Below are 13,782 nucleotides of genomic sequence, written 5' to 3' on the forward strand. Positions count from 1 at the left end.
GGGTCCGGCATGCTGAGGCATGTCCTGGACATTCACCCATGATCTCGACGCCTTCCTGGCCACGGCGGGCCCCGCGCTCGCCGCTCACCCCGCCGAGAACACCGTGCCGCTGACCGTCACCGAAGGTCTGCAGCGGCGGGGTCTGCAGGTGTACGGCGATGCGGCCCCCCTCTTCGGCTGGTGGTGCGGGCGGGACGGAACCGTGAACGGGACCGTGGCATGGACACCGCCGCATCCGCTGCTGGTAGGCGTGAGCCCCGCCGAGGCGCTCGGGCCCCTTGCCGAGGCGCTCGAAACGCTGGACGTGACCGCCGTCAACGCCGAGCGTTCGGTCGGCGAAGCACTGACCGCCCGGTGGCCTTCGGCGGTGACCGAGGGAGAACAATGTCTCTACCGACTGGTCGAGTTGGTGCCGCCCCGACCGGCGCCTCCGGGTTCGCCCCGCACCGCAGGCGCGGACGATCGGGCACTGCTGACGGAGTGGTACACGGCCTTCGGCCGGGAGACCGGGCAGCCGGCGCCGGCGGGGGCGGTGGACGACCGGGTGTCGTACGGCGGACTGGTCCTCTGGGAGATCGACGGCCGTCCGGTCTCCCTGGCCGGGTTCACCCGGCCGACCGCCGGCTCGGTGCGGGTCGGCCCCGTGTACACCCCGCCGGAGCAGCGCGGACGGGGCTACGCAGCGGCCGTGACAGCGCACGTCAGCCGGGCGGCGCTGGACGCGGGCGCCGCCGGGGTGCTGCTCTTCACCGACCTCGCCAATCCCACCAGTAACGGCGTCTACCGGCGCATCGGATTCCGCCCGATCGCCGAACGCGTCGTCGTCAGCCGAGGCTGAGCCGCGGCTTGGGCGCGTCGGTTCTGCCCGTCTGCGGCGGGCGGCTGCCTGCCCGGTATGGCAACGGCCAGGGTGCGGCATCGCCCGCATAGCCCTGTTCCGCTGCCGCGTGCAGCGTCCAGTGCGGATCGTAGAGATGCGGGCGGGCCAGCGCGCACAGATCGGTACGCCCCGCCAGCAGCAGTGAGTTGACGTCGTCCCAGGAGGAGATCGCGCCGACCGCGATCACCGGGACGTTCACCTCGTTGCGGATACGGTCGGCGTACGGGGTCTGGTAGGAGCGGCCGAAGGCCGGCTTCTCGTCCGCGACGACCTGACCGGTCGACACATCGATGGCGTCCGCGCCGTGCGCCGCGAAGGCGCGGGCGATCTCCACTGCCTCGTCGGCCGTGTTGCCGCCCGGTGCCCAGTCCGTCGCCGAGATGCGGACTGTCATGGGCCGTTCGGCGGGCCAGATCTCCCGGAGAGTGTCGAAGACCTCCAGCGGGAAGCGCAGGCGGGCCCGGAGCGACCCGCCGTAGCCGTCGGTGCGCCGGTTGGTGAGCGGGGAGAGGAAGCCGGAGAGCAGATAACCGTGTGCGCAGTGCAGTTCGAGGAGATCGAAATCGCACCGCAGCGCATGCCGGGCTGAGGCGGCGAACTGTTCGCGGACCTCATCGAGTCCGGCCCGGTCGAGCATGCCGGGCACTTGGCTGACGCCGGGGAGGTAGGGGAGCGGGGACGCCGCCGAAAGCGGCCACTTGGCGCCCTCGGGGAGCGGCTGGTCCATGCCCTCCCACATGAGCCGGGTGGAGCCCTTGCGGCCCGAGTGGCCGAGCTGGACACCGATGGCCGCGCCGGGTGACTGCTGGTGGACGAATCCGGTGATCCGCTGCCAGGCGGTGACCTGTTCGGCGGTGTAGAGACCGGTACAGCCCGGGGTGATGCGGCCCTCCGCGCTGACACAGACCATCTCGGTCATCACCAGTGCGGCCCCGCCGAGCGCCCGGGCGCCCAGATGGACGAGGTGGAAGTCGCCGGGGACCCCGTCGACCGCCGAGTACATGTCCATCGGTGAGACCACGATGCGGTTGCGCAGTTCGAGGCCGCGCAGCCGGAAGGGGGTGAACATCGGGGGCCGGTCCGGCAGGCAGCCGAAGTCCCGTTCCACCGCGTCGGTGAAGGCGGCGTCACGCAGCCGGAGATTGTCGTGGGTGACACGGCGGCTGCGGGTGAGCAGGTTGAAGGCGAACTGGCGCGGCGGCTGGTCGAGATACGTTTCCAGCTGCTCGAACCACTCCAGGCTGGCGCCGGCCGCCCGTTGGGTCGAGGCGACCACGGGCCGGCGCTCGGCCTCGTAGGCGGCGAGGGCGGCCGGCAGGTCGGGCTGCTCCTCGATGTTCGCGGCCAGCGCCAGAGCGTCCTCGACGGCGAGCTTGGTGCCTGAGCCGATGGAGAAATGGGCGGTGTGCGCGGCGTCACCGAGCAGCACCGTATTGCCGTGCGACCAGCGGTCGTTGACGACGGTACGGAAGGCGGTCCACGCCGAGTTGTTGCTGGTGAGAGGCTGGCCGCCGAGCGCGTCGGCGAAGATTTTGGCGCATCGCTCGGTGGACTCCCGCTCGTCGCAGCGGTCGAATCCGGCGGCCCGCCAGACCTCCTCACGCATCTCGACGATGACGGTGGAGGCATCGTCCCGGTAGGGATAGCCGTGCAACTGCATCACGCCGTGTTCGGTCTCGGCGATCTCGAAACGGAAGGCGTCGAAGGCGAAGGGCGCGGAGAGCCAGATGTAGCGACACCGGTGGGTGGCGATCCGGGGTGCGAAGGCGTCCGCGTATGCCTCGCGGGTGGTGCTGTGCACCCCGTCGGCGGCTATCACCAGGTCGTGGGTGACCGCCAGTTCCCCGGCGGGCGGTGCCGTCTCGCGGAAACGCAGCCGCACGCCCAGCGAGGTGCAGCGCTCGTGCAGGATCTCCAGCAGGCGGCGCCTGCCGAGCGCCGCGAAACCATGGCCGCCCGAGGTGAGCACCGTGCCGCGGTGCACGATGTCGATGTCGTCCCACCGCACGAATTCGGCCTGCAGCGCCCGGTGCACGACCGGATCGGCGTGCTCGATGCCGCCGAGCGTCTCGTCCGAGAGAACCACGCCGAAACCGAAGGTGTCGTCCGGGCCATTACGCTCCCAGACGGTGACGGAGCGCGCCGGGTCGAGACGCTTGAGCAGCGCGGCCGCGTAGAGACCGCCCGGGCCGCCGCCGACGACCGCGACCCGTAGGGCCGGTGGCACGGCTACCTGCCCTGCCACTTCGCCGGCCGCTTCTCGGTGAAGGAGGCGTGAAACTCCGCGTAGTCCGCACCGTTCATCAGCAGCGCCTGCGTCGCGGCGTCCAGCTCCACGGCGGCGCCGAGCGGCATGTCGAGCTCCGCGGTGAGCAGCGCCTTGGTCTGTGCGTACGCGAGGGCGGGGCCTTCCGCGAGGTGGCGGGCCAATGCGGCGGCCCGCTCATCGGTCCGGCCCTCATCCACCAGCTCGCTGATCAGACCGATGCGCTCGGCCTCCGGGGCCCGGACGGGCTCGCCCAGCATCAGCAGCCGGGTGGCGTGGCCGAGCCCGACGACCCGGGGCAGCAGATAGGCGGCTCCCATGTCGCCTCCCGACAGCCCGACCTTGGTGAAGAGGAAGGCGAACCGGGCGGACGGATCGGCGATCCGGAAGTCGGCGGCCAGCGCCAGCACCGCTCCGGCGCCCGCCGCTACCCCGTGTACGGCGGCGATCACCGGGAAGGGGCACTCACGCAGCGCCCTCACCACCTGCCCGGTCATCCGGTTGAAGTCCAGCAGCTGGGCGGTGTCCATGGCGAGCGTGGCACCGATGATCTCGTCGACATCGCCGCCCGAGCAGAAACCGCGGCCCTCCCCGGCGAGGACCAACGCCCGCACCGATCGCTCACGGGAGAGCTCGGCGAGCAGGTCACGGAGATCCGCGTAGCCTCCGAAGGTGAGCGCGTTGAGTTTCTCGGCGCGCGCCAGGGTAACCGTGGCCACACCGTCCTGCCTGGTCAGATGGAGGTGGCGCCACTGCTCCGTGCGGCTGGACGAACCGGAAAAGGGGCTCATGAAAATGCGGCCTCCTATGATCGGAGAACCCAAAATATCACTTCTCCGTGACTACCGTCACGGGTACGCAATAAAGAAGTAGCGGGTCGGCTCCTGCCGAAATTCACGGCCGGATGTGTCGCATATCCCTTTTCCTGTTGGTCGCCGTCCCTTCTCGCACGGGTCAGCCGTTCGTAAGGTTGAAAGCAGGACATTCCTCGACACCGAACGCCGTATGACCCCTGTGCCTCATACGACCCATGCGCCTTGTACGACCCGAAGGACACCGAACGAGACCGATCGGAACTCCGCTGTGCCCGACCTCCATCACCCCGCCGCCTGGCGTCTGGCGCTGCCGCACAGCGCGGCTGCCGTACCCATCGCGCGTGCGCTGATCCGGACGGTACTTGCCGACATCGAGGGCGAAGCGGCCTCGGCAGACCGTGACACGGCCGAGCTGCTCACCGCCGAGCTGGTGGGCAACGCCGTGGAGCACACCGTCGGCGACGGGCCCATCGAGCTGGTCATCGAGTTGCTGCCCGCGGGCTGCCAGGTCGAAGTGCACGACCGCGATCCGGTGCCACCGGGCGATCTCGTCCGCCCGCCGCCCTCCGGGGTGCCCGACCCCTGGCAGGAGCACGGCCGCGGCCTGCTGCTCATCCGTACGCTCAGCTCGGACTACGGCCACCGGCCCACCGAACACGGCAAGGCGATCTGGTTCACACTGCCGCCGGCTCCGTCCCGCTGAGCCGCGAGTTGCGGCGGCCGTACCCGGCGTAGACGACCAGGCCGACGACGAGGAACGCCGCGAACTGAGCCCAGGCCTGCCGGCCCGTCCCGTACATCAGGTACACGCAGAAGCCCACACCGGCGATCGGGCTCAACGGGAAGAGCGGCACCCGGAAGGAGCGCGGCAGCGCGGGGTGGCTGCGACGCAGCACGATCACGGCCACGTTCACCGCGACCATGGTCGCCAGCGCGCCGATGGTCGTCAGATTCACCACCACGTCGAGCGACGCGAAGGCGGCCGGCGCCGCGAAGACGGACGCCACGATCCAGGTGTTGGCAACGGGCGTCGAGGTCCGCGTCGAGACCTTCTCGAAGACTCGGGGGACCAGCCCGTCGCGGGACATCGACATCAGGATGCGGGTCTGTCCGTACATCACCGCCAGCACCACCGAGGCGATGGCCACGACCGCGCCGAAGGCGATGATGCCGCCACCGATCGTCGAATCGGTGACCTGGTCGACGATCAAGGAGAGCGCGGCGGGCTTGCCGCCGACGGCATCCGCGCCGAAGGCACCGATGGCTGCCACCGCGACCGCGCAGTAGAGCACCGTCACGACCCCGATACAGACCATGATCGCGACGGGGATGTTGCGCCGGGGGTTCTTGACCTCTTCGCCTGCCGTGGTGATCGCGTCGAAGCCGATGTAGGAGAAGAAGGCGACCGACGCGCCTGACGTGATGCCGCCGACGCCGGCCGTCGCGAACGGAACGAGGTGACCGGCCCGGAACGCGGTGAAGGCGATGGCGCAGAAGAAGAGCAGGACCCCGATCTTGAGCACCGCCATCGCCGTGGTGGCCCGTGCGCTTTCCCGGACCCCGCGAACCAGGAGCACGGCGGCCAGCGCGATCACGATGACAGCGGGGAGATTGATCACGCCCCCGTCACCGGGTCCGCTGGAGAGTACGGCGGGCAACTGCACGCTGATGATGCTGTTCAGCAGCTCGTTCAGGTACTGGCTCCAGCCGACGGCGACGGCGCTGACCGAGACGCCGTACTCCAGCAACAGGCACCAGCCGACCAGAAAAGCGGCGCGCTCACCGAGCGTGGCGTAGGCGAAGGAGTAGGAACTGCCGGACACCGGGATGGCGCCGCCCAGCTCGGCGAAGGAGAAGGCGGTGAAGACGCAGGTGATGGCCGCCAGCACGAACGAGACGATGACAGCGGGACCGGCCTCGGCGACGGTGTCGGAGAGACCGACGAAGATGCCGGTCCCGACGATGGCGCCGACACCGAAGCACACCAGCTGGAAGAGCCCCATGGTGCGCCGCAGACCGTGCCCCTCCAGGTCCGCGCCGGATTCGGCGATCAGGGTTTCCGGGGGCTTGATGCGCAGCCCGGACGGACGCAGCGGACTCATCAGGTGGTTCTCTCTCTGGGCGTACAGCTCGCTGCGGGGCCGGCCGGGGCGGTGGCCCGGCCGGATGCGAACGCAGCGAAGGGGGGTTCGAGCGTGCGAGCCCGAACCCCACCGATCGGCGACACACTAACCGCCGCGACCCATATTCACCCAATTGGCGGAATTTCTATGCTTTGCCCGCCAGCGTGGCGACCATGATCGCCTTGATGGTGTGCATCCGGTTCTCGGCCTGGTCGAAGACGATCGAGTGCTCCGACTCGAACACCTCGTCGGTGACCTCCAGCTCGCTCAGCCCGTACTGCTCGTGGATCTCCCGCCCGACCGCGGTGCCCAGGTCGTGGAAGGCGGGCAGACAGTGCAGGAACTTCACGTTCGGGTTGCCAGTGGCCCTGAGCACATCCATCGTCACCGCATACGGCGCGAGGTCGGCGATACGTTCCGCCCAGATCTCCTTGGGCTCTCCCATGGAGACCCATACATCGGTGATGACGAAGTCGCAGCCGCGGACGCCGGCCGCGGTGTCCGCGGTGAGGGTGACGGTCGCACCACTGACCGCGGCGAGCTTGTTGGCCCGGGCGATCACGTCCTCGGCGGGCCAGTACGCCTCAGGCGCGACGATCCGTACGTCCAGGCCCAGCAGCGCGCCGGTGATCAGGTACGAATTGCCCATGTTGAAGCGGGCGTCACCGAGGTAGGCGAACGAGGTCTGTTCCAGCGGCTTGTCGCTGTGCTCGGTCATGGTCAGTACGTCGGCCAGCATCTGGGTGGGATGCCAGTCGTCGGTCAGGCCGTTGTAGACGGGCACCCCGGCATACGCGGCGAGCACCTCGACGTCGGGCTGGCTGTCGCCGCGATACTCGATGGCGTCGAACATCCGGCCCAGCACCCGAGCGGTGTCCTTGAAGGACTCCTTGTGCCCGATCTGGGAGCCGGAAGGGTCCAGATACGTCGTCGACGCACCCTGGTCGGCGGCTGCCACCTCGAAGGCACAGCGGGTGCGGGTGGAGGTCTTCTCGAAGATCAGGGCGACGTTCCTGCCGCGCAGCCGCTGCACTTCGGTGCCGGACTTCTTGGCTGCTTTGAGTTCGGCGGCCAGCTCGACCAGACTGCCGAACTCCTCCGCGGTGAAGTCCAGCTCCTTGAGGAAGTGGCGGCCTGCGAGGTCTATCGCCATGATGACTGCTCCTGGGTCGCGAACGCACGCATAACGGAAGTGTATGCGATCGAGTGCATCACTATACGACATCACCTCCACGCTGCCCCTCCCCGCCGCCCTGCCCGCCCCGCGCCTCCCCTACGCGGCACCCCGTTCGACGGGGCAGCTCATACAGCGGGGCCCGCCCCTCCCCCGGCCCAGCTCGCTGCCGGGGATCTCTATGACCTCGATCCCCTCCTTGCGCAGATGCGTGTTGGTGGTGACATTGCGCTCGTAGGCGACGACCACCCCCGGCTCGACCGCCAGCACGTTGCAGCCGTCGTCCCACTGCTCGCGCTCCGCGGAGTGCACGTCCTGCGTCGCGGTCAGTACCCGGATGTCCTTCATACCCAGGGCTGCCGCGATGGCGCGGTGCATCTCTTCGGGAGCATGGTCGGTGACCGTCAGTTCGCTCTCGCCGTCGCCCGGCTCGATCGTGTACGACCGGAGCATGCCGAGCCCGGCGTACTGGGTGAAGGTGTCCGCGTCGACCATGGTCATCACCGTGTCGAGATGCATGAACGCCCGGCGCTTCGGCATGTCGAGAGCCACGATGGTGTGCGCGGAGCCGGCCGCGAAGAGTCCCCTGGCCAGCATCTCCACCGCCTGCGGGGTGGTGCGCTCGCTCATACCGATCAGCACCGCGCCGTTGCCGATGACCAGGACGTCGCCGCCCTCGATGGTCGACGGATAGTCGACCTGCCCCTGTGACCAGTGATGGAAGGCGCCCGAGCCGGTGAAGAGCGGGTGGTGGCGGTAGATCGCCTCGAAGTGGACGGTCTCGCGCTGCCGGGCCGGCCAGCGCATCGCGTTGATGGAGACACCGTCGTAGATCCAGGCGGAGGTGTCCCGGGTGAAGATGTGGTTGGGCAACGGCCGGAGCAGAAAGTCGTCCAGATCCATCACATGGAAGCGCACCGAGGTCGGCTCGTGGTACCGCTCCAGGAACTCGCGCTTGGTCATCCCACCGACCAGTGCCTCGACGAGTTCGGCGACCGACAGGTCGTCGAAGGCGGTGCGCAGATGGTGGGTGGCGAGCGGCCCGTACTCCTTCTCGTCGAATACCCGGTCCAGCACCAGGGTGCGGGCCTCGGGGACCTCGAGCGTCTCGCGCAGCAGGTCACCGAAGAGGTGCACCTGTACCCCCTGGTCCCGGAGCACGTCCGCGAAACCGTCGTGCTCCTGGCGGGCGCGCCGCACCCAGAGCACATCGTCGAAGAGCAGCGCGTCCTTGTTGCTCGGGGTGAGCCGCTTCAGCTCGAGATCGGGCCGGTGGAGAATGACGCGGCGCAGCGGCCCGGTCTCGGAGTCGACATGGAATCCCATGCCTCCATCCTGTCCCCCGGCCGCTGCGCTCACCCCCCGAACGCTCCGTTCAGAGCCGCGGGTCGACCGGTTCCGACTCCAGGGCCAGCACCGCGAAGACGGCCTCATGGACCCGCCACAGCGGTTCGCCGTCCGCCAGCCGGTCCAGCGCCTCCAGGCCGAGCGCGTACTCGCGCAGGGCGAGCGAACGCTTGTGGCCGAGGAAACGCCCGCGCAGCCGGGCCAGGTTGTCGGGCCGGGTGTACTCGGGGCCGTAGATGATCCGCAGATACTCCCGGCCGCGCACCTTGATGCCGGGCTGGACCAGTCGGCCCTTTCCGTCCCGGGCCAGAGCCTGCAGCGGCTTGACGACCATGCCCTCGCCGCCGCGTCCGGTCATCTCCAGCCACCAGTCGGTACCCGACCGCACGGACTCCTCGTCGCCGGTGTCGACGATCAGCCGCCGGGTGGTCTGCAGCAGACCGCTCTGGTCGTGCTCGACGAGTCGGTCGAGCCAGCACAGCTGCTCGTCGTGCGGTACGGCCGCGAGCGAGCGGCCCTGTACCGCGAGGAACTGGAACGGCGCGATCCGCACCCCCTTCAGGCCATCGGTGGTCCAGCAGTACCGGCGGTACGCCTCGGTGAACGCGATGGCGTCCTCGGCCCGTTCACGCTGCCTCGCGAGCAGCCCGTCCACCTCGACACCACGGGCGGCCGCCGCTTCGAGGGCCCCGGTGACGGCGGGGAAGACGGCGCGCGACGCAGCGCCGACCGGGGCGTACTGCTTGCGCAGCAGACCGGTGGCCTTGAGCGACCAGGGCATCAACTCGGCGTCGAGCAGCACCCAGTCGGTGGCCAGCTCATCCCAGAGTCCGGCTTCGGTGACGGCGGTGCGCAGCCTGGCCAGGATCTCCTCGGTGACTGAGGGCCCCCCGGCGGAACCGCTGACGGGCTCCGTGAAGAACGGGCGCCCGGTACGGGTGTGCAGCGACCCCGTGACCTCGCCGTCCGTACCGAACCGTTCGCGCGCCGCATCGGCGTCCCGGCAGACCAGGGCAACCGCCCGCGAGCCCATGTGCTTTTCCTCGCACACGACCTTCGCCACCCCGTGAGACCGGTACTGGGCGAAGGCCTCAGCCGGATGCTCGAGGTAACCGTCGGCGTGCGAGGTCGCGGTGGGCGACATGGTCGGCGGGAGGTAGGCGAGCAGCCGCGGGTCGACGGCGAAGCGGCTCATGACCTCCAGCGCGGCCGCCGCGTTCTCCTCGCGGACCGCGATCCGGCCGGAGTACCGGGTCTCCACCGCCCGGCGGCCCTGCACGTCCGCGAGATCCAGCGGGCGGCCGTCATGGCCACCGGGCGCCTCGGTGGTCAGCGGCCTGGACGGCTCGTACCAGACCTGCTCGGCCGGTACGTCGACGAGCTCGCGCTCGGGCCAGCGCAGGGCCGTCATCCGACCGCCGAAGACCGCGCCGGTGTCCAGGCAGATGGTGTTGTTGATCCAGCTCGTGCTGGGCACCGGCGTGTGCCCGTAGACGACGGCGGCGCTGCCGCGGTAGTCCTCGGCCCACGGGTAGCGCACGGGCAGGCCGAACTCGTCGGTCTCGCCGGTCGTGTCCCCGTACAGCGCGTGCGAGCGGACGCGGCCCGAGGTGCGGCCGTGGTACTTCTCGGGCAGGCCGGCATGGCAGACGACCAGCTTGCCGCCATCCAGGACGTAGTGGCTGACGAGCCCGTCGATGAACTCCCGGACCTGCTCGCGGAAGGTGTCGTCCTCCTTCTCCAGTTGTTCGACGGTCTCGGCGAGGCCGTGGCTGTGCTGGACCTTGCGTCCCCTGAGGTAACGGCCGAGTTTGTTCTCGTGGTTCCCGGACACGCAGAGCGCGTTGCCCTCGGCCACCATCGACATGACCCGGCGCAGCACCCCGGGACTGTCGGGGCCGCGGTCGACGAGGTCGCCGACGAAGACGGCGGTGCGTCCCTCGGGGTGGGCGCCCTCCACGTAGCCGAGTTCGGTGAGCAGGGTGTCGAGCTCGGAGCGGCAGCCGTGGATGTCACCGATGATGTCGAACGGACCGGTGAGGTGGGCGAGATCGTTGTAGCGCTTCTCCAGGACCACTTCGGCGGCTTCGGCCTCCGCCGCGCTGCGCAGTATGTGCACCTTCCGGAAGCCCTCGCGCTCCAGACCGCGCAGCGAACGCCGGAGTTCGCGGCGGTGGCGCTGGATGACATGGCGGGGCATCCCGGCACGGTCGGGCCGCGCCGCGTTGCGCTCGGCGCAGACCTGCTCGGGCAGGTCCAGCACGATCGCGATGGGCAGCACGTCGTATTCGCGGGCCAGTCGGACCAGCTGCTTACGGCTCTCCGTCTGCACGTTGGTCGCGTCGATCACGGTCAGCCGCCCGGCGGCCAGCCGTTTCCCGGCTATGTAGTGGAGGACGTCGAAGGCGTCGCCGCTGGCGCTCTGGTCGTTCTCGTCGTCGGCGACCAGGCCGCGGCAGAAGTCCGATGACATGATCTCGGTGGGCTTGAAGTGGCGGTGCGCGAAGGTGGATTTTCCGGATCCGGTGGCGCCGACGAGGACCACCAGGGAGAGGTCGGTCACCGGCAGAGTGCGCGCGCCGGGTGTGGTGCATTCGCCGGGGGTGCCGGTCGTGTCCGGTGTCATCGGTGTGCTGTTCATGCCGCCTTCGCCTCCTTCATGGTCGTGTCCTTGGCGGTCGCGTCCTTGGGGGTCGTGTCCTTGGGGGCCCTGCGGAACACGGCCAGCTGGGTCGGCGGGCCGACCTCCGGGTCGTCCGGCCCCACCGGGACGAACTCCGTTTCGTAACCGTGTCGCTGCGCGACCTTCTGCGCCCAGCCGCGGAACTCGTCACGGGTCCACTCGAAACGGTGGTCACCGTGGCGCTTCTGCCCGGCCGGAAGGCTTTCCCAGCGGACGTTGTACTCGACATTGGGGGTGGTCACCAGGACGGTCTGCGGCCGGGCCGCGCCGAACACCGCGTACTCCAGGGCGGGCAGCCGCTCCGGGTCGACATGCTCCACGACCTCGCTGAGCACCGCGGCGTCATAGCGCTTCAGCCGTTTGTCGGTGTACGCGAGAGAGCCCTGCATCAGCTTCACCCGCCCGGACTGGCGCTCGCCCATCTGCTCGAGGCGCAGTCTGCGTGCTGCCACCGCGAGCGCGCGCATGGACACGTCCACGCCGACGATCTCGGTGAAGCGCACGTCCTTCAACAGCTCGCGCACCAGCTGGCCCTGCCCGCACCCCAGGTCGAGCACCCGGCTCGCGCCGCTGGTACGCAGCGCCTCCAGAATCGCCTCGCGACGCTGCACCGCCAGCGAGGCCGGCTTGTCCTCGTCGGCTTCCGGCTCCGCTTCCGACTCCGCCGTCGTCGCCGCGACCGCGTTGTCGATCTCCTCGATCTCGGTGTCGTCGGCCTCGGCGAGCCTGACCAGTTCCAGTGCCTCCATCGCCTGGCGGGTCAGTCCCCAGCGGCGCGACAGGTAACGGCTGGTGATCAGCTGCTGCTCGGGGTGGTCGGCCAGCCAGCCCTCTCCCGCGCGCAGGAGTTTGTCGACCTCGTCGGGCGCGACCCAGTAGTGCTTGGCGTCGTCGAGCACCGGCAGCAGGACGTAGAGCTGCCGGAGCGCGTCGGCGAGCCGCAGTTCACCCTCGAGCAGCAGCTTCACGTAACGCGACTCGCCCCACTCCGGGAACTTTTCGTCCAGTGCGACCGGTTCGGACTTCACCCGCTGCCAACCGAGCGGGCCGAACAGTTTGTGCACCAGCTCCGGTCCCCCGCGCGCGGACAGTGCGGGCACCTCGATCCGCAACGGCATCGGAGCCGCCGCCCGCTCGGGCAGGGCCTTGCAGACCCCGCGCAGGGCGCTCTTGAAAACGGTGGTCATGGCGACGGACAGCAATGAGGAGGCGGCGTACGGGCGGTCGTTGACGTACTGAGCCAGCGCCGAATCGGGAGCGCCACCACGACCTTTCCCCTTGCCTCGTCGCACCAGCGCCACCGGGTCCACCTCCAGCAGCAGCGCCGCCGTGCAGCGCTCAGGGGTGGCCTCGGGATAGAGCACATGGGCCGTGCCGTGGGAGGTGGAGAACGTCTGCGCCTTGTCGGGATGCTTGTGCAGCAAGAAGCCGAGGTCGGTGGCGGGACGGTCGGGGGTGCCGGTGGTACTGATCGTCAGGAACACCCGTACGAGTATCGTCCGCTTACCCCGTCCCGACCAGAGGTTTTCATCTCTTCCCGGGGCGGTGGATGCGCCGTGCCGGGCAGCCCCGTCACCCCGCCGCCAACAGCTCCGCGAGCTCGGCGATCTCCGCGGGGCCGACCCGGCAGCAGCCGCCCACCAGCCGGGCGCCGGCCGCCTCCCACTGCCGCACCCGTTCTGCCTCGTAGGTGGACCCGCCGCGCCAGCTGCGGCCTCGGGCGTCCCACTGCTCGCCGCTGTTGGGATAGACCACCACCGGCTTGCCGGTGGCTGCGGCGAGCTCCACCGCCCGCTCCGTGTCCAGGGGCTCGCAGCAGTTCACCCCTACGGCGATCACCTGGTCATGGCCTGCGGCGAGCGCGAAGGCATCAGCCAGCGGCTGCCCGGCCCTGGTCCGGTCTCCCGTGATGCTGTACGACAGCCAAACCGGGACCCCGCACCCCTCGACCGCACCCAGCAGCGCCTCCGCCTCGTCGGTGTCGGGGACGGTCTCCAAGGCCAGCACATCGGGCCCCGCCGCCGCCAGCGCCTCGATACGCGGCCGGTGGAAGAGCTCCAGCTCACGTACCGAGAGCCCGTACCGCCCGCGGTACTCGCTGCCGTCCGCGAGCATCGCGCCGTACGGCCCGACGGAGGCCGCGATCCAGACCTCCCGCTCCACCGACCCGCCGGCCGCGCGGGCCAGGTCGACGCTGCTGGCGATCAGGGCCGCTGCTTGGCCGCCGGTGATTCCGCGTCGCTCGAAACCTTCGAACGTCGCCTGATAACTCGCCGTGATCAGCACCTGTGCACCCGCCCGGAGGTAGGCCCGGTGGGCCGCCTCGATCTGCCGCGGATCGTCGGCGAGCAACCGGGCCGACCAGAGCGCGTCGGACAGATCGCACCCCTGCGCGCTCAGTTGGTTGGACAGGCCCCCGTCCAGCAGGACGGTGCGCTCGGCGAGCGCGGTGGCGAGTGGGCGGACGGGCTGCACAGGTGTCTCCTACGTCTGC

At 69.8% G+C, this 13,782-nt stretch carries 10 protein-coding genes; 2 read left to right on the forward strand and 8 right to left on the reverse strand.

Annotated features, from left to right (window positions below; genetic code table 11):
• Positions 1–19: 19 nt before the first annotated feature.
• Positions 20–838, forward strand: a complete 819-nt coding sequence (locus tag AB0M87_RS09170; RefSeq protein ID WP_365851268.1) for a GNAT family N-acetyltransferase — start codon at positions 20–22, stop codon at positions 836–838.
• On the opposite strand, the gene AB0M87_RS09175 is transcribed toward AB0M87_RS09170, so the two are convergent.
• Both AB0M87_RS09175 and AB0M87_RS09180 read right to left on the reverse strand, forming a co-directional pair.
• Positions 825–3,125, reverse strand: a complete 2,301-nt coding sequence (locus tag AB0M87_RS09175; RefSeq protein WP_365851269.1) for a bifunctional salicylyl-CoA 5-hydroxylase/oxidoreductase — start codon at positions 3,123–3,125, stop codon at positions 825–827. The two genes, AB0M87_RS09170 and AB0M87_RS09175, sit on opposite strands and share 14 nt — an antisense overlap.
• Positions 3,110–3,937, reverse strand: a complete 828-nt coding sequence (locus AB0M87_RS09180) for an enoyl-CoA hydratase family protein (RefSeq protein ID WP_365851270.1) — start codon at positions 3,935–3,937, stop codon at positions 3,110–3,112. Before AB0M87_RS09180 ends, AB0M87_RS09175 begins: the two co-directional genes overlap by 16 nt.
• Positions 3,938–4,229: 292 nt before the next feature.
• Here AB0M87_RS09180 and AB0M87_RS09185 point away from each other — a divergent pair, with 292 nt between their 5' ends.
• On the forward strand, positions 4,230–4,664 hold the full coding sequence (locus tag AB0M87_RS09185; RefSeq protein WP_365851271.1) for an ATP-binding protein: 435 nt from the start codon (positions 4,230–4,232) through the stop codon (positions 4,662–4,664).
• Here AB0M87_RS09185 and AB0M87_RS09190 read toward each other — a convergent pair.
• The 6 genes from AB0M87_RS09190 to mmuM form a co-directional block, all read right to left on the reverse strand.
• A complete protein-coding gene (locus tag AB0M87_RS09190) occupies positions 4,636–6,063 on the reverse strand; it encodes an amino acid permease (RefSeq protein ID WP_365851272.1) in 1,428 nt (475 codons plus the stop codon). The genes AB0M87_RS09185 and AB0M87_RS09190 overlap by 29 nt on opposite strands.
• 166 nt (positions 6,064–6,229) lie before the next feature.
• Entirely contained in the window at positions 6,230–7,237 is a 1,008-nt protein-coding gene (gene argF / locus AB0M87_RS09195) for an ornithine carbamoyltransferase (protein WP_365851273.1), read from the reverse strand.
• Positions 7,238–7,357: 120 nt separating this feature from the next.
• Positions 7,358–8,584, reverse strand: a complete 1,227-nt coding sequence (locus tag AB0M87_RS09200) for an arginine deiminase (protein WP_365851274.1) — start codon at positions 8,582–8,584, stop codon at positions 7,358–7,360.
• Positions 8,585–8,633: 49 nt separating this feature from the next.
• The gene (locus tag AB0M87_RS09205; protein ID WP_365851476.1) at positions 8,634–11,231 is read right to left on the reverse strand and encodes a polynucleotide kinase-phosphatase; all 2,598 of its coding nucleotides are present in this window, start codon (positions 11,229–11,231) and stop codon (positions 8,634–8,636) included.
• An 11-nt stretch (positions 11,232–11,242) separates the two neighbouring features.
• On the reverse strand, positions 11,243–12,772 hold the full coding sequence (locus AB0M87_RS09210; protein ID WP_365851275.1) for a 3' terminal RNA ribose 2'-O-methyltransferase Hen1: 1,530 nt from the start codon (positions 12,770–12,772) through the stop codon (positions 11,243–11,245).
• A gap of 88 nt (positions 12,773–12,860) precedes the next feature.
• A complete protein-coding gene (gene mmuM, locus AB0M87_RS09215; protein ID WP_365851276.1) occupies positions 12,861–13,763 on the reverse strand; it encodes a homocysteine S-methyltransferase in 903 nt (300 codons plus the stop codon).
• Between the last annotated feature and the right edge of the window lie 19 nt (positions 13,764–13,782).

Source organism: Streptomyces sp. NPDC051320, from assembly GCF_040682175.1.
In the GTDB taxonomy this organism is placed as follows: domain Bacteria; phylum Actinomycetota; class Actinomycetes; order Streptomycetales; family Streptomycetaceae; genus Streptomyces.

Coding starts and splice junctions, on each gene's coding strand:
- AB0M87_RS09170 (WP_365851268.1), top strand. CDS start 20: ATGTCCTGGACATTCACCCATGATCTCGACGCCTTCCTGGCCACGGCG.
- AB0M87_RS09180 (WP_365851270.1), bottom strand. CDS start 3,937: ATGAGCCCCTTTTCCGGTTCGTCCAGCCGCACGGAGCAGTGGCGCCAC.
- AB0M87_RS09190 (WP_365851272.1), bottom strand. CDS start 6,063: ATGAGTCCGCTGCGTCCGTCCGGGCTGCGCATCAAGCCCCCGGAAACC.
- AB0M87_RS09200 (WP_365851274.1), bottom strand. CDS start 8,584: ATGGGATTCCATGTCGACTCCGAGACCGGGCCGCTGCGCCGCGTCATT.
- AB0M87_RS09205 (WP_365851476.1), bottom strand. CDS start 11,231: ATGACACCGGACACGACCGGCACCCCCGGCGAATGCACCACACCCGGC.
- argF (WP_365851273.1), bottom strand. CDS start 7,237: ATGGCGATAGACCTCGCAGGCCGCCACTTCCTCAAGGAGCTGGACTTC.